Origin of the sequence: Streptomyces himastatinicus ATCC 53653, assembly GCF_000158915.1 — a bacterium.
GTDB classification, from domain to species: domain Bacteria; phylum Actinomycetota; class Actinomycetes; order Streptomycetales; family Streptomycetaceae; genus Streptomyces; species Streptomyces himastatinicus.
This window is the reverse complement of record NZ_GG657754.1, coordinates 8648578-8665735: the sequence shown is the minus strand read 5'-3', so window position 1 is coordinate 8665735 and position 17158 is coordinate 8648578. Positions and strand designations below refer to the sequence as shown.

Annotated in this window: 2 protein-coding genes; both read right to left on the bottom strand. The window is 73.2% G+C overall.

What is annotated here, in order from left to right:
• Positions 1 to 29: 29 nt before the first annotated feature.
• The gene (gene fabD, locus SSOG_RS36990) at positions 30 to 3221 is read right to left on the bottom strand and encodes an ACP S-malonyltransferase (protein ID WP_050800072.1); all 3192 of its coding nucleotides are present in this window, start codon (positions 3219 to 3221) and stop codon (positions 30 to 32) included.
• Complete coding sequence (locus tag SSOG_RS36985; RefSeq protein WP_245606455.1) at positions 3218 to 17140, bottom strand: non-ribosomal peptide synthetase; 13923 nt, start codon at positions 17138 to 17140, stop codon at positions 3218 to 3220. Before SSOG_RS36985 ends, fabD begins: the two co-directional genes overlap by 4 nt.
• Between the last annotated feature and the right edge of the window lie 18 nt (positions 17141 to 17158).

Genomic DNA, 17158 nt, shown 5'->3' with positions numbered 1-17158 from the left:
GCTCCTGTTCCGGATGTGTGGGCATGGGTCTATTGCGTCTGGAGACTGCGCAGCCGGCCGTTGACGTGCTCGGCCGCGCCCTCCATGAGGGTGTCGGCGATGGCCTCGACCGTGCGGGCCCGCCGGTGTTCCAGCGGGGTCCCGGCGACCGCCTGGTTGAACGCGCCCATCGACGGGCCGCAGTGGATGAGGTAGTCGACCCTGGACCGCTGATCGCCGGTCAGCGCGAGGCGCAGGCCACGGGCGAAGTACTTGCGGAACAGGGCCGCCAGGGCCGCCTTGGGCTCCGTGCCGGGGGCCGGAGGCGGGGAGGACGCCTCCGCACCCAGGTAGCGGTGGAACACCTGGGTCCTGGTGTCGTCGTCGATCTCGGTCAGGGAGCCGTGACGGCGCCAGAGTTCATGGAGCCGGGACGCCCGGGCGGGGAAGAGCAGCCCGCGCTTCACATAGCGGGCCTGGACCCCGAGTTCGAACAGTTCGCCCCAGGGCGCGGCGGCCACGTCGTACTCGTGCAGCTCCTGGAGGATCTCCTTCACCTGGTCACTGGTGGCCGCCTCCACCGCGCACTGGTTGACCGAACCGGTCAGCACGAATTCCGCGCCCATCAGAAACGCCGCCGCGACCGCCTCCGGGGTGCCGATGCCACCGGCGCATCCGATGTGCACCCGGTGGCCGGGCAGGGCCGACCAGTCCCGCAGCCGCAGCGTCGCGGGGAGCAGCGACAGCAGATCGGCCGTGCCACTCAGCCAGCCGCCTTCCGCTTCGACGCACAGGTCGTCCGCCATCGGGCGGTCCGCAGCGGCCCGGGCCTCGGCCTCGGTCACGGCGCCCGCCGCGAGCAGCCGGGCGACCAGCGGTTCGGGCGGTGGCGCCAGGAACGCGGCGGCGGCATCGGTCCTGGACACCTTGGCCAGGATCCGGCCGCCCTTGAGCCGGAAACGCACCAACTGCTCGGTGATCAGCGGGAAGCCGGATGCCTCGACCAGGTCGATCCCGTGCCGCAGCAGCGCGTCGACCAACACGGCCTCCTGCTCGGTTGCCCCGTACCGGTACAGGAAGTTGACCCCGAAGGCACCGCCGGGCCCCAACTCGTTTACCGCATCGCGCAGTTGCCGTTCCGTCTCGTCGGCGGAAAGGCCACCGACACCGAGGAAGCCGAGCAGGCCCGCCTTCGCCGCCGAGCGCACCAGGTGGGTTCCGGAGACACCTCCGTACATCGAGCCCACCAGATAGGCGCGCCGCAGCCCGTACCGTTCGCGGAAGCTCCGGGCGCCGAGTGCGTCGGCGTGCACAGCGGGCGTAGCAGGATCGGCCACCGCCGCCGCTTGCGTGGCCGTGGGGAGGGCCGGAGAGGGCTCACCGGCCGCCTTGATGCGTCGGACCAGTTTGGTGAGCACCTGTCCGGGGCCCAGCTCGACGAAGTCGAAGTCGCCCTGCCGTATCAGGGTGTGCACGGTCTCGGTCCACCGGACCGGGGAGGCGATCTGCGCCGCCAGCCGCTCCTTGAACGTGTCGTACGTGTACGGCATGGCGTCCACGTTGGCCAGCACGGGAATCGCCGGGGCGCGCAGGTCGAACCCGGCCAGGAAGGCGGCGAACTCCTCGGCCGCCCCGCGCATGTAGCGGGAGTGCAGCGGCGCGCTGACGTTGAGCCGCACTGTTCTGGCACCGGTGGCCTCCAGGGCCGCGCACGCCGCATCGATCTGCTCGCCCGGGCCGGAGATGACGAACTGGTCCATGGCGTTGTGGTTGGCCAGGTCCAGGCCGTCGAGGCCGGGTTCGGCGAGCGTACGGGTCACGGTCGGCTCGTCGGTGCCGACCACCGCCGCCATCCCCCCGCCACCGGCGGCGGCCATCAGCTCGCCGCGCCGCCGCACCAGTCGCAGCCCGGTTTCGAAGTCGAAGGCCCCGGACGCGAAGAGCGCCACGTACTCGCCCAGACTGTGCCCGATCAGAATGTCGGGCGGCACCGGGTCCTGGTCGGCGCGCCGCAGGTACGACAGCGCGCCGACCACGTACAGCGCGGGCTGGGTGAACTCGGTGTGCCTCAGGCGGCGCTCCGGATCGCTCACGCACAGCTCCCGGATGGAGTAGCCGAGCACGCGGTCCGCGATCGCGGTGTGTTCGGGAAACTGCTCGAACAGGCCCGCGCCCATCCCCCGCCGCTGCGCCCCCTGACCCGGGAATCCGTAGACCTTCATGGCGTGTGCCTTCCTTGGTGTCTTCGGGGCGGCGTGTGCCCGGGCCGTCCCGAAGAGGTCGGTGTCCTTGGCGAACGGGCTGAGGAGCGGCAGCGAGGTGGAGCGGGTGTCCTTGGGGAGGACGGCGCGCAGGAAGTTGTGCAGCGTGCCCGAGGGGCCCAGGTCCAGGTAGAGGAAGTCGCCGCGCTCCTGGAACCACGCCATGGCGCGCTCGAACTCGATCGGCCGGCGCGCGGCCCGCTGGAAGTGCTCCGTGGTGGGCCGCTCCACCGGTGCGCCGTCCACACAGGACACCCAGGGGATGCGCGGCGGCGCGAAGGCCACTCCGTCGAAGCTCCGCCGGCTCTCCTGCACCGCCCCGTCCATCAGCCGGGAGTGGAAGGCGTATTCGACGGGCAGCCGCAGGTGCACCACGTTCCGGGCGCGAAGTCCGGCTTCGGCGCGGGTCAGCGCGACCTCCGCGCCCGCGACCACGAAGCTGCCCGGGTAGTTGCGGGCGGCGATCTCACACGCGTCGAGGCCCGGCACCGACTCCATCAGCCCGGGGTCGCCGAACACGGCGAGCATGCCACCGCGGGGGGTCATACGCAGCGCGTCGGCCTGCCGGACCAGCACCCGCAGGCAGTCGGACGGGTCGAGGCTGCCCGCGACGACGGCCGCCGCGTACTCGCCGAGGCTGGCTCCGAGCAGCTGGTCGGGCTCGATGCCCGCCGCCCGGAGAGTGTCCGCCAGCGCGATCTCGATCATGACGATGCCCGGGTGGGTGATCCGGGTGTCGACGAAGGGGTGGTACCTCAGCTGCTCAGGGTCGAAGATCCGGGCGAGCACCGACTCGCCCAGCTCCTCGGCGACCACGGCGTCGTAGCGCCTCAGCTCGGTACGGAACACCTCGTTCTCGTCGTACAGCTCCTTGCCCATCCCGAAGTACTGCGAGCCCTGACCGGAGAACATGAACACCACGGGCAGCGGGCCTTCCGGAGCCCGGCCGGGACGGGCGCGGTCCGCCGCCGTGCCGCTCATCGGTAGGTGTCCCAGAACAGGCCCCCGGCCGGGGCGGCGGGTGCGGCGGCGCCCCTGATGACGACCCGCCGGTTCAGCGCGGCCTCCGGCAGCGGCCGCCGGGCCGGGTGGTGGCCTACGGGCGCGGGGCCGACCAGCAGGTGTGCGTTGGTGCCACCGTCGGCGAAGCAGTTGAGCGCGGCGATGCCCGCCGTCCCCGGCCATGGCCGGGGCTCCCTCGGAAAGTACAGCGGCGAGGCGGCCAGGTCGAAGTGGGCCGGCGGTTCCTGCCCGGAGCGGAACGGCACCTGCTCCTGGTGCCGCAGCATCAGCACGACCTTGATGAACGCGGCGATCCCCTCGGCGGCCAGCGGGTGTCCGATGTTCGGCTTGACGGAGCCGAGCGCCACCGGCTGTGCGGAACCGGACCGGTAGACCGCCTGGATCGCCTTGAGTTCGAGCAGGTCGGTGACGGTCGAGCCGGATCCGTTGGCCTCCACCCAGCCGATGTCCCCGGGGAGATGGCCGCTGTGCGCCAGCGCCTGGGCCATCACCTCCTTCTGCGCCTGCGGATTCGGGGTGGCCGGGCCCGCGGTGCGGCCGTCGTTGTTGACCGCGATGCCCTTGAGGACGGCGAGCACCCGGTCCCCGTCGGACTGCGCCCGGGCCAGCGGTTTGAGGAGGACGGCACCGGCTCCCTCGCCGAGGACGAGTCCGGCCGCCCTGCGGTCGAACAGGTGGAACTCGGAGCCCGGGTTCAGCAGTCCCCGCCGGGCGAAGACCTCGTGCGCCCGCCCGTCCATGAGCAGGCTCACCCCGGCGACCACCGCCGATTCGATGTCGCCGGCCCGCAGGGCCCGTACCGCCATGTCCATCGCCACCAGGGCGGAGGAGCAGGCGGTGTCGACCACCATGCTGGGCCCGCGGAAGTCGAAGAACTGCGACACGTTCGCGGAGAGGTAGTTCTGTCCGGTGGCCATCACCGGGTTCTTCGCCTGGCCCAGCCGGATGTCGTCCGGGGCCCAGCCCGACCGGGCGCCGACGTACACACCGACCCGGCGCCCCTTCAGCTCGGCGGGCCGGTAACCGGCGTCGTGCACCGCGCTGTTGACCTGCTCGAGCAGCAGCAGCGCCTGCGGGTCCATGGCGGCGACGTCCGCCTCGGACAGCAGGAACGCCTCCGGGTCGAAGCCGAGCACATCGGGCAGCAGCCCCGCGAGGTGACCGGCCGACCCGCCGAAGCGCCCCTCGGGTACGGGCCGCAGGGCGGAGCGGCCCTCGCGCAGCAGCTCCCAGTACTCCCCCGCGGAACCGGCGCCGGGGAACAGGCAGGACAGGCCGACCACGGCGATGTCCGCACCGGCGGGTACCGGCTCGGCGGACACGGACACGGCTGATACGGGATCGGCGACGGCCTCCTTCTGTGCCACGTATGCCGCGGGCAGCGGCGCATCGGACGGGGCGCCGCCGAAGCGGGCGACGAGCTCGTCCCGGTGTTCCCGGGCGAGATGGGCCGCGAAGCCGTCGGCGGTCGGATGCTCCAGCAGCGCCGACGGGTCGATCGACACGTCCAGCTGCTTGGCCAGGGTCTGTACGAGCTGGGTGACCAGGATCGAGTCGATGCCGTAGTCGTGCACCGGGACATCGCCACTGAGCCGGGCGCGGTCGAACCGCAGCTCCACCGCCAGCTGGTCGAGCAGCCATGAGGCCGCGGCGTCCATCGCGGCCTGGACCGCTCCTTGGGCTGCTCCTTCGGCCGTTCCCGGGTGCGCCCCGGACGGCTCCGGTGGGGCTGCCGGGGCCTCGGTCGGTACAGGGGCGGGCGCCAGGTGGCGGCCGGTCAGCCGCTCGGGCTGCCAGTCGGCGTCCGGACGCACCACCGCGGGCATGACCACGCGGGCGCCACTGGCGAGCGCCCGGTCCAGCAGCGCGAGCCCCTGCTCGTCCGGCAGCGTGGCCAGCCCGGAGGCCCGGTAGGCGGCGCTGCGCGCCTCCCCCATGCCGGTGTCCTTCCAGCTCGGCCACTGCACGCTCACCAGCGGCAGCCCGTGCGGGCGCGCCTCGGCGACCGCGTCCAGGTAGGCGTTCGCCATCGCGTAGTCGCTCTGCCCGACGGCCAGTGCGGGCACGGTGGCGGCGACTGAGGAGTAGAGCACGAACAGGGCAAGTGGCTGGTCGCGGAAGCACTCCACGAGGGTGTCCAGGCCGAAGACCTTGGGGCCGATCACCTGCTCGATGCCCGTGCGCGGCTTGCGGACGAAGGCGGGGTTGGCGGTGTCGGTGACGCCCGCGCTGTGGATCAACCCGCCGGCCGGGCCAAGCCTGCGGGTGACGTCCGCCAGTGCCGTGGCCATGGCCTGCCGGTCGTCCAGCGGGACGGACAGGACCTCCAGCTCCACCCCCTGGTCCGCAAGCTCCGCCAGGGGGCGCAGCTTGCGGCCGAGCACGCCGCCTTCGGCGATGTGCGCTGCCCAGTCCGCCCGGGGCGGCAGCTCCTCACGGCCGGTGAGGACGAGCTTGCGGACGCCGTACCGGGCGACGAAGTGGCGCGCGGTCAGCAGTCCGATGCCACGGGTGCCACCGGTCACCCAGAGCACGTGTCCGGCCGGGAACCGTACGGGCTCACCCGTACGGTCCGGAAGTTCGCGGAGCACCGTACGGTGGCGGATCCCGTCGCGGTAGGCGACCTCGGGCGGCTCATCCCCGGCGCCGAGTTCATCGGCCACCCACCGGCACAGCTGCTCGTCGTCGGCCTGCCCGAGGTCGAGGTGGCGGGAGCGCAGATGGCGGTACTCGCTCTGCAGCATCCGGTAGAGCCCGGTCCGGGCCGCGCCCGCGGGGGCCGGTGTCGTACCCCGGGAGACGAGCAAGGCGCTCAGCCCGCGCCCGCCCCCGTCCACCACGCGCTGCAACCAGCCCAGCCAGGTGTGCAGTACGGAGCGGTCGACGGGCTCCCCGGCCGGTGCGCAGCCCGCCAGGTCGACCACTGCGTCGTAGCGGTCCCAGCGGGTGTCCGAGGCGTCGAGGTCGGCTCGGAGCCGTTCGCGGGTGAGGATTTCCGCGGTCGGCAGGGTGGCGGCCAGCCGGGCGGCCGGGCCCTCGGTCCCCGGTACGGCCAGGACGGCGGTCCTGCCTGGCGGCATGGTCCGCCGCGCGGGTTCGGCGGGCATCCACTGCCTGGTCAGCAGCAGTCCCCCGGCGGTGGGGCCGGTTTCGAGGGCCGCCAGTTCGGCGTCGGCCGCCGCCAGCCAGACCCGGCCACCGCCGAACGGATAACCGGGCAGGGGCACCCGGCCGGGCCGTGCTTCGCCGTGCAGGGCCGCCCAGTCGACCCGCCGTCCCGCGGCCCAGGCGACCGCGCAGGCCGTCGGATCGGTCGACGGCGTCGCGTCGTCGGCCGGTTTACGGGGGTCGACTGTTCCGGTCCAGCAGTCGGCCGGTTCACCCCCGGCCGCGAACTCCTCCAGCCGGGTGGCGAGTTGCGGGAGGTCGTCGAAGCGCACCGCCAGCCGGTGCGCCATGGCCTCGCGTCCCGACTGTAGCGTCCAGGCGACTTCCTGCGGGGCCGCGCCGGAGCCCTCGGCGCGCAGGTGTGCCGCCAGGCGGCGGGCCTGTTCGGCCAGCCGATCCGGCTCCCGGGCCGAGAGGACCGCCAGGTGCGGACCGGCCGGGCGGGCCGGTGGAAGCGCGACGGCAGGGTACTCCTGGAGGATGACGTGCGCGTTGGTGCCACCCGCACCGAAGGAGCTGACGCCCGCGGTCCTCGGCCTCGTGGTGCCGTCGGCGAGCGGACGGCGCGGCCAGGGCGCGAGGGCGCGCTGGACCTCGAACGGGGTGGCCGCGAAGTCGATGTTCGGGTTGAGCGGGTCCGCGTGCAGGGTGGGAACCAGCTCACCGTGGCGCATCTGCAACAGCACCTTGGTGACGGCCGCGATGCCGGCCGCCGACTCGGCGTGCCCGATGGCGGACTTGACCGAGCCGATCGGCAGCCGCTCCGGCATGTCGTCCCCGAAGGCCCGCATCATGCCGGTCACCTCGACCGGGTCGCCGAGCGCCGTACCTGTGCCGTGTGCCTCCACGTAGTCCAGGTCCGCCGGGCGCATCCCGGCACGGTCGAGCGCGGCCCGCACCAGATCTCCCTGCGCTCTGGGGCTGGGGACGTTGAAGCCGCGCCCCGTGCCGCCGTGGTTGACCGCGGACGCCTTGACGACCGCCAGGATCCGGTCGCCGTCGGCCAGCGCTGCGTCGAGCCGCTTGAGCAGGACCGCGCCGGAACCCTCGGCCGGGACGTATCCGGTGCCGCCCTCGCCGAAGCTGCGGCAGCGGCCGTCCTCGGCGAGGAAGCCACGCCACGCCAATTGCAGGTACTTCGCCGGGTGGCTGGTGATGTTGACGCCACCGGCGACCGCCACATCGCAGTCACCGTCGCGGATGGCCTGACACGCCTGGTGGATGGTGACCAGCGCGGAGGAGCACATCGTGTCCACGGCGACGCTGGGCCCGGTGAAGTCGAAGAAGTACGACACTCGGTTGGCGACCGAGGCGAACGAGGAGTGCGGGGGCAGGCCCTCGCCGCGCAGCGCCTCCTGGACACCGTAGAGCTGGTACTGGCCGTACATCATGCCCACGAACACCCCGGTGCGGAAGCCCCGCAGCCCCTCCCGGGTGACGCCGGCGTCCTCCAGGAGATGCCAGACGGTCTCCAGGAACACCCGCTCCTGGGGGTCGGTGTGCTCGGCCTCGATGTGTGACATCCGGAAGAACATCGGGTCGAAGCGGTCGGCGCCCCGGATGAAGCCGCCCCACCGGCCGTACGTCTTGCCGGTCCGCGAGGTGTCGGCGTCGTGGAACAGGTCGTTGTTCCACCGCTCGGACGGGATCTCCTCGACGCAGTCCCGGCCCTCGCGCAGGTTGCGCCAGAACTCGTCCACGTCGTCTGCCTGCGGATACCGGCCCGCGACGCCGATGATCGCGATGTCTTGGCCGCGGGGGGTGGTGTGTGCGGTGGCGGGATCGGCGGGGGCGGCCCCGGTGGCGACAGCTTCAACGGCGGCGGGATCGGCGGTGGCGGGATCGGCGGCGGGATGCCGTGTGGCCAGCGCCTCCGGGTGTGCTCCGGCCAGGTGGTCCGCCAGTTCGCGGACCGTCACGTACTCGAACAGCAGGGTCTTCGACAGCGGGCCGACGTGCTCCTCCAGCCGCCGGGTCACGCTCAGCGTGATCAGTGAGTCCACCCCGTACTGGTCGAAGGTCTCGGTGACGGCGATCTCCGCCTCCGGCAGCTTCAGCTCCTCCGCCATGATCCGGAGCACCAGGCGCTCGGCCCGGGCCCGTACATCCGTCGTATCCGCCACCTCGGCCGCCTGGGCCCCTGGCGCGGTGGGGTTCGTCGTGTGCTTCGTCTTCTCCTCGCCGCGCAGGGCGGTCAGGATCCGGGCCGGGTCGCCCGCCCCGAGCAGCAGCCTCGGCGCGGTCCCGGCCAGGGCCCGCTCCAGCGCGTCCAGCGCCGGGCGGGTGCGCAGCGGACGCATGCCGAGCACCCGGGCCGCGTGCTCCTGCCCACTGCTGTCGACGCGCATACCGCCGTCGGCCCACAGCGGCCAGGCGGCGGCGAGAGTACGGCCGTGCCGCGTGCCCCGGCGGCGCTGTTCCTCGCGCCGCTCGGCGAAGTGGTCGAGGAAGGCGTTGGCGAAGGCGTAGTCGGTCTGGCCGACGTTGCCGAACGCCGCCGCCGCGGAGGAGAACGTCACGAAGTAGTCCAGCGCGTCCTCGCGGGTCGCCTCGTCCAGCAGCGCGGTCCCGTGCACCTTGGCGGCCAGCACCTCCTCCGCATCCGCCCGGGACTTGTGGCGCAGCAGGGCGTCCCTGAGCACCCCGGCGGCGTTCACGACCCCGCTCACCGCACCGTGCTCCCGGCGTGCCCCGGCGATCAGCGCGTGGACCGCCGCGGCGTCGGAGCCGTCGGCCTGGACCACACGGGCGCCGATCGCCCGGGCGCGGGCCTCGGTCCCGGGGTCGGGAGCGGTCCGCGACGCGAGCACGATGCCGCCCTCCGTGACTCCCGCGGCGCGCCGTGCGGCGGCGATGTGCTCCGCCAGCAGCAGTCCCAGCGCCCCGGTCCCGCCGGTGATGACGTGGGCTCCCGAGCCCGTGAAGGCGGACCCGGTGGCGGCGGGCAGGCTCACCCGTTGCCAGGAGCCGCGGGTTCGCCCGGTGGCGTCGATCCGGACCTCGGGTCCGCCCTCGGCGCCGAGTTCACCGGCCACCGCCTCGGCGAGCGAGCCGTCCGCGACGGCCAAGACACCGAAGTCGAGGGACGGGTGTTCGCTGCGCACCGAGCGGGCGAACGCGGCCATCGCCGGATGGGCGGGCGATACGGCCGGGGCGCGGTGGACGTAGAGGTAGCGCAGTGCGTCGCGCCGCTCGTGCTCCCACTCCCGGCAGAAGGCCAAGGCCACGTGGAAGCCGTGCTCGACCGCGCTGCCGGGGTCGGCGTCCTCCCCCGCCAGATGTACTACATGGACGGGGCCGGGTCCCTGCCCTCCGGCGCGGACCGCCGCCCCGGCGTCGAATCCGGCGGTCAGCTCGATGTGCTGGACGGTCGCACCGGCTGCCGTGAGGGCGGCGCCGACAGCGGGGCCGTGGGATCCGGCATCCAGCACCAGAACGGTCCCCTGCCACTGCCGCGTGGCGAGAGGCGCGGGCTCCCGGACCGGTTCGAACGCGGCCACCGCATCGTCCGCGGCCGCCGTGCCCCGCGCGGCCACCATGTGGCCCGCGGGCACCGCGCGGAGCGTGAAGGACTCGATCGCGAGCACCACGTCGCCCGCCCGGTCCAGCAGCGCCACGTCGAAGCAGAGCGTTCCGGCGGTGGCCGGGCGCGCCGAGGGGGTGGCGTACGCGTACATCAGCTCGGGCAGTTCGCCGTACAGCCGCACCGATCCCAGGGAGAAGGGCAGATACGGCAGCGGGCGGGTCAGGTCGTCGGCGCCGGGCGCGAGTCGGCCCGCCGTCTGGAGGGCAGCGTCCAGGAGCGACGGGTGGAACACGTAGTCAGCGGCATCCGCGACGCGCGCCCCGGGCAGGCGCAAGGACGCCAGCGCCTCGCGCTCGCCGACCGCGAGTTCTTCGATCACCTGGAAACTGGGACCGTAGTCCAGGCCCAGCCGGGAGAAGGCCGTGTAGCAGTCGGCACCGGCCCGGACGGCCGTGCAGCGCGCCCGCACGCCCGCCGGGTCGATCCGGGCGGGGCGGTCCCCGGCTTCGCCGACCAGCAGCGTGCCGTGCGCGTGCACCGTGACGTCGTCACCGGCGGTGCACACCTCGAAGGAGGTGCCGCCGTCGCCGGTCAGCCGGACCACCACCCGGTGCTCGCTGCCTGCGGGGACCCGGATGGGGCTCGCCCACACCAGGCCGTCGACGCCGCGAACCGGTGCGCCCAGGGCGCGTTCACCGGCCAGCCGGGCCATCTCCAGGTACACCACGCCGGGCAGCACAGGCTCGCCGCCGACGACGTGGTCGCGCAGGAAGAACTCCTCTCCGGTGAGGGTCTTGGCGAAGGCCGGTCCGCCCTCGGTGGGGACATCGGCATCCAGCAGGGCCGGACGCGGCGGGGTGACGGCCCGGCCGGGTGCCACCGCCGGGGACGGCCCTGGTGCGAACCAGTGGCGAGTGGCGGCGAACGGGTAGGTGGGCAGGTGCACCCGGCGCGGGGCGGCGCCCCGGTGCAGCGACCGCCAGTCGATGTCGGCACCGGACAGCCACGCGCGGGAGACCGTGGCCACATCGGGTGTATCGCTGACCGCCGGGTGCGGGGTGGCGCCCCGTTCGGCCCGTCCGGTGCGCACCGCCGAGGGGTGACCGGACAGGTGCGCGACCAGCTCCGCGCGCAGCCCCGCGGTGCCGTCCGCCACCACGGCGAGCCGGTGGCCCATGGGCTCCCGTCCGGTCTGGAGGGTGTATGCCAGGTCGCCCGGCCGGACATCGTGATCCGCCAGGTGGTCGGCGAGTTGCCGCGCGGAGCGCCGCAGCGCCTCGGGGTCGCGGGCGGAGAGGACGAACAGCTGCTGCACCGCACCGTCCTCGCGGGTGTCCGGCATGTGGTCTTCCTCCACTACGACGTGCGCGTTGGCCCCGCCGAAGCCGAAGGAGCTGACACCGGCGCGCCGCGGCAGCTCGTGTCCGGCCGCGTCGCGCGGCCGCGGCCAGGGGCGGGCGGTGGCAGCCACCTCGAACGGGCCGCCGTCGAGTTCCAGGTAGGGGTTCTGCTCACGCAGGTGGAGGCTGGCCGGGATGGTGCCGTGCCTCATGGCCAGCACCACCTTGAACAGCCCGGCGATGCCGGCCGCGGCCTCCAGGTGGCCGATGTTCGTCTTGACCGATCCGATGGCGCAGCCGGGCGCGGCGGTGGTGCCCTGTTCCGCGCGCAGCCGGCGGAAGGCGGTGCTCAGCCCGGTGGTCTCGATCGGGTCGCCCAGCGCGGTGCCGGTGCCGTGGGTCTCGATGTAGCCGACCGTCTCCAGTGGCACACCGGCGGTGCGGTATGCCTCGGCCAGCAGATCCGCCTGGGCGTCCGGGCTGGGTGCGGTGAGCGATGTCGTACGGCCGCCGTGGCCCGCCGCGGCCGCCCGGATGACGGCGTGCACGGCGTCGCCATCGCGCCTGGCCCGGTCGTCCAGCTTGAGCAGCACGGCGCCGACGCCCTCGCCGCGTACGTAGCCGTCGGCCCGGCTGTCGAAGGTCTTGCAGCGGCCGTCCGGGCTCAGCATCTCGCCCTGGCTCAGCACCTCGTACACCGTGGGCGTGAGGATGAGGTTGACGCCGCCCGCGAGGGCCAGGTCGCAGGTGCCGTCGCGCAGCGCGGCGCAGGCCAGGTGGACGGCGGAGAGCGAACCGGAGCAGGCCGTGTCCACGGCCATGCTGGGGCCGCGCAGATCCAGCAGGTAGGAGATCCGGTTGGGGATGACGGACAGCGCCGCGCCGGTGGCGGTGTGGCTCTGCGGAGCGTGGCCGGCGGCCCGCTGGGCCTCCAGGTAGTCGGCGTTGGCCACCCCGATGAACACTCCGACGCGCTGTCCGGCGAGGTCGGACGGGCGGTAACCGGCGTCCTCGACGGCCGCCCAGACCACCTCCAGCAGCAGCCTCTGCTGGGGGTCCATCAGCTCCGCCTCGCGCGGCGAGATGCCGAAGAAGGCGGCGTCGAAGCGGTCCACGCCGGGGATGAAGCCGCCCCAGCGGGAGGACGGCTGGTCGCGCCAGTCCCAGCGCTCGGCGGGCACTTCGCCCACCAAGTCGTGCCCGGCGGCCAGATGGGACCAGAACGCGTCCAGGTTCTCCGAGCCGGGCAGCCGCCCGGCCATGCCGATGATCGCGGCATCGCCGCCGGGCCGCGGCCCGGCCGGTTGCCCGGCTGGCCGCGGCTCGGCCGCCGGTCGTTCCGCGGCGGCACCGAACCGTGAGGTCAGCTCGGCCGGGTGGTGTTCCCACAGGTGCTCGGCCAGCGCGGACAGCGTGCCCTTGCGGTAGAAGAGGGTCGGACGGACCTCGATGCCGTACGCATTGCGCAGTTCGGCGCTCAGCGCGGTGAAGCGCACCGAGTTCATGCCGACCTCGCCGAGCGGGGTCTCCGGACCGATGTCCTGCGGTCGTACGTCCGCCAACTCGCCCGTCATAAGAGCGAGTTCGGATATCAGTGCCGCAACGCGGCCTGTGGCCGCGGCGGGTTCGGCGGACCGCGGTGGCCGCTCGGTCGCCGGGTTGCCGAAGCGCGCCCGCAGGTCGGCCGGTGCCAGTGTGGCCAGCGCGGTGCGGTCGACCTTGCCGTTGAGCGTGTACGGGAGGGAAGCCATCCGGATCAGTGCGTCGGGGAGCATATGGGACGGCAGCCAGGCGGCGAGCCGGTCCCGGGCCGGTTCGGGGGCACCGTCGTCGAGCACGTAGCACGCCAGCAGCGTGCTGTCGCCGCCACCGCGGCCATGTGCCACCACCGCGGCCTCGCGTACGCCTTCCAGCCGCCGCAGGGCCGACTCGATCTCCTCCGGTTCGACCCGGAAGCCACGCACCTTCACCTGGGCGTCCATCCGGCCCAGGTAGGCGATCCGCCCGTCGGCCAGCCTGCGGACCAGGTCGCCCGTGCGGTACATCGTGGCGTCCGGGCGGGTCGCGAAGGGGTCGGGCAGGAAGCGCTCGGCGGTCAGCTCGGGGCGGCCGAGGTAGCCGTCGGCCACGCCGTCGCCGCCGATGTACAGCTCACCAGCGACACCGGTGGGCACCGGCCTGTGCGCGCTGTCGAGCACGTACAGCCCGGTATTGGCGACCGGAGTCCCGATGGTGACGGGCTCGCCGCGCCGCAGCCTGCTCACCGCCGACCAGATGGTGGTCTCGGTGGGGCCGTAAAGGTTCCACACCTCGCGGCAGGTGGCGAGCAGCGCCTGCGCCGTGTCGTACGGCAGCGCCTCGCCACCGCAGAACACCCTGAGGTCCGGATTCCCCTGCCAGCCCGCGGCGAGCAGCATCTTCCAGGTGGCCGGGGTCGCCTGGATCACCGTGGCCGTGCCGCGCTCGACCTCCTCCCGCAGCAGCAGTCCGTCCTGGGCGACCTCGGTCGGCACGATCTCGACAGTGCCGCCGCTGATCAGCGGGAGGTACAGCTCCAGACCGGAGATGTCGAAGCAGACGGTGGTGAGGGCGAGCAGTGTGTCCCCGGCCCCGAATCCGGGTTCCCGGAGCATGGACCAGAGGAAGTTGACCAGTGCCCGGTGAGGGACGCGGACGCCCTTGGGACGGCCGGTGGAGCCGGAGGTGTACAGCACGTACGCGGTGTCCAGCGGCCCCGCGGGGCCCGGCGAGGCGGCCGCGGGCGGCTGCCCGTCGCCGTCGACGAGCAGTCGGGGCGCCGTGTCACCGCAGGTGGCCTCGACGGCGGAGTGGGTGAGGAGCAGGTGCAGTCCGGCGTCCTCGGCCATGTAGGCGAGCCGCTGCGCGGGATACGCCGGGTCGAGCGGTACGTACGCGCCACCGGCGGCCTGGACGGCGAGCAGGGCCACCGGCAGTCCGGCGTCACGCGGCAGCAGGACACCGACCGTACGGCCGCGTCCGACGCCCGCGGCGACCAGACGGGCGGCCAGCGCGTCCACCCGCTCCCGCAGCCGGCGGTAGGTCAGCTCCGTGCCCTGGAAACGTACCGCCACCGCGTCAGGGCGTGCCTCGGCCTGGCGCCGCACCAGCTCCCACACCAGGGTGTCGGCCGGGTACGCGGCGGTGGCGGGCGGGGCCAGCATGGCACGCTCGCCCTCGGTCAGCAGCTCCAGATCGCCCACCGTGGCCCCGGGGGCGCCGACCGCGGAGGCCAGCAGGGTGCCGAAGTGGCCGCCGATCCGCTCCACCGTGGCGGCGTCGAACAGGTCGGGGTCGTACTTCAGGGTGTACCGGCAGCCCTCCGGGTGGTCGATCAGGTCGAGGGTCAGGTCGAACTCGCCCTCCTGGTGCACGCCCTCGACGCGGTCCCGGACGAGGCCGTCATTGCGCATGTCGCGGGCCCAGTTGTGGAAGTAGAAGGCGACGTCGAAGAGCCTGTCATGGGCGGCGGGGTGCTCGCGCCTCAGCTCCTCGGCGAGGGTGATCAGCGGGTAGGCGCCGTGCCGCAGGGCGTCCATCACCGTCCGGTGCACCCGGCGTACCAGCGTGTGGAAGGGCTCCTGCCCGTCCACACGCTCGGCCAGGACCACCATGTTCATGAAGTAGCCGAGCACATCGTCGTAGCCCTCGGCCGGACGGTTCGCCGTCGGGGTACCGACGGCGATGTCGGCCTGGTCGCTGTAGCGGTGCAGCAGGGCGAAGAAGGCAGCCAGCATGACGCTGGACAGCGAGGTCCGCTCGGCGGTGGCGAGAGCCCGGGCCCCCTCGGTCACCGCCGCGGGCAGTCGCCCTTCCACCACCGCGCCCCGGAAACCGGGCACCGGCGGCCGCGGCCGGTCCAGGGGCAGCGGGACGGTCGTCCGACGGTCGCGCAACCGGTCCGTCCAGTACGCGCGCAGGCGCTCTCCCTCGGGCCCGGCCAGGAGATCGCGCTGATGGGCCGTGAAGTCGGCGAAAGTGCGGGTGGGCCGGCTGTCCGGCAACGGACGGCCTTGGCGGACCGTGCGGTAACCGCGCTCGACGTCGTCCAGCAGCAGAGGGATGGACACCCCGTCCAGCACCAGGTGGTGCACGGTCAGCAGCAACGCGTGGCGGCCGTCGCCGAGGGTGTACAGCGTGGCGCGCACCAGCGGGCCCCGGGACAGCTCGAAGGGCTGCCGCATGTCCACCCGTATCCGGTCACGGAGGTCCGCTTCGTCGTCCGAGGTGAGGAAGACCTGCTGGAACGGCAGCTCGGGTTCGGCGGCTATCCGTACGAAGGGCCGCCCGTCCTCGCCGGTACGGACGGTCGAGCGCAGCGCGTCGTGCCGGTCCAAGACGTCCTGGAGGACGATGCGCAGGGCGAGGACGTCGACGTCGCGGTCGAGCCAGAAGGCGAGCGGGAGGTTGTAGGCGTGGTTGCCGGGTGCGATCTGCTCGATCACCCACAGCGCGCGCTGTCCCTCCGACAGCGGGTGGGTGATCAGTTCGGCATCGGTGCGCGGGCGCAGGACCGGTGCCGCCGCGGCTGCCACCGGGGACGGCTGGGTCATGGGGGCGGCTTCGGCGGCCGCGGCAGGTGCCACCACTGCGGTGAGCCAGCCGGACGTCAGATGCGCCGTCAACTCCCGTAGCGTCGGGCGCTCGAAGAACTCGTCCAGCGGCACGGGCACACCGAACGCGTCATCCACCGCGGCCACGATCTTCAGTCCGCTCAGCGAGTCGAAGCCGTAGTCCGCCAGCGGACGATCCGGATCGATCCGCTCGTCCAGCTTCAAAACCCGTTCCAACAGCTCCCGCAGCCGGTCCTCGATCCCGTCGGCCGGATCCGGCCGCGAGCCCGTGGTTGCCACCTCGGCGGCGGGCTCCGCCGACGGACCGCCGGGCACGGCGGCGTCGCTCTCGGCGACCAGCAGCCGCTGGCCCCATTCGCCCTCCTCCGCGCCGAGGACCCTGACCCGTGCGTAGCCCTCCTCCTGGAGCAGCCGGGTCCAGGCGGGTGGCGTGGCCAGCGGCGAGCCCGGAATGCGCAGCTCGCTGTCCTCGAAGGCCCACCACCCCTCCATCACGCCGCCACCGACCGTGAGGTACGGCCGGATGGCGGTCAGCTCGTTGAGCACCAGCAGGCCACCGGGCTTCAGCAGTTCCCTGACCTTGCGCAGGGTGGTCCGCAGATTCCTGGTGGCGTGCACCACGTTGGTGGCCAGGACCACATCGGCGGAACCGGGTACGAAGTCCTGCTCAGCCAGTCCGCGTTCCAGGTTGAGCAGTTGGAACCCGGCGAACGGGTAGGCCGCGGCGAACCGCTCGCGGCCGTGCTCCAGGAAGCGCGGTGAGATGTCGGTGAAGGTGAAGCCGACCCGGCCGGAGTGCTCGACCAGCGCCGACAGCACCCGCTCGCTGGTCGCACCGGTCCCGGCGCCCAGCTCGATCACCTGGACCGACTCGTGGGCCGGAAGCTGGGGCAGCCGGGCGCCGAGGAAGGCGCGTACGGTGTCGGCCGCCAGCAGGTTGAAAAAGTCGGTGAGCGGATTCCCCCGGTAGAGGTCCTGCACCAGCTCCATCGAGGAGTCGGGGAACATGACCTCGGTGCCCACCAGTTCACCGCGCAGCAGCCGTGGGTAGGCCCGCAGGAACTCCCGGTTGAGGGTGACGGTGGGCTCGATGTCCGGGCACGCGTCCGCCACTCGCTCGAACTCGGCCTCCCAGCGGTCCGCCCCCTCGGCCTGGTGTGCCCCGGCCACCGCGTCGGTGGTGATGACGTGGTCACCGTCCCGGGTCAGGAACCCGGCCTCCGCCAGCAGGTCCAGCAGCGCGTCGTGCAACCGCTGGAACTTGTCCCG

Excerpts from the sequence above, each read along its gene's own strand:
- fabD (WP_050800072.1), bottom strand. The coding sequence starts at position 3,221 with ATGAGCGGCACGGCGGCGGACCGCGCCCGTCCCGGCCGGGCTCCGGAA.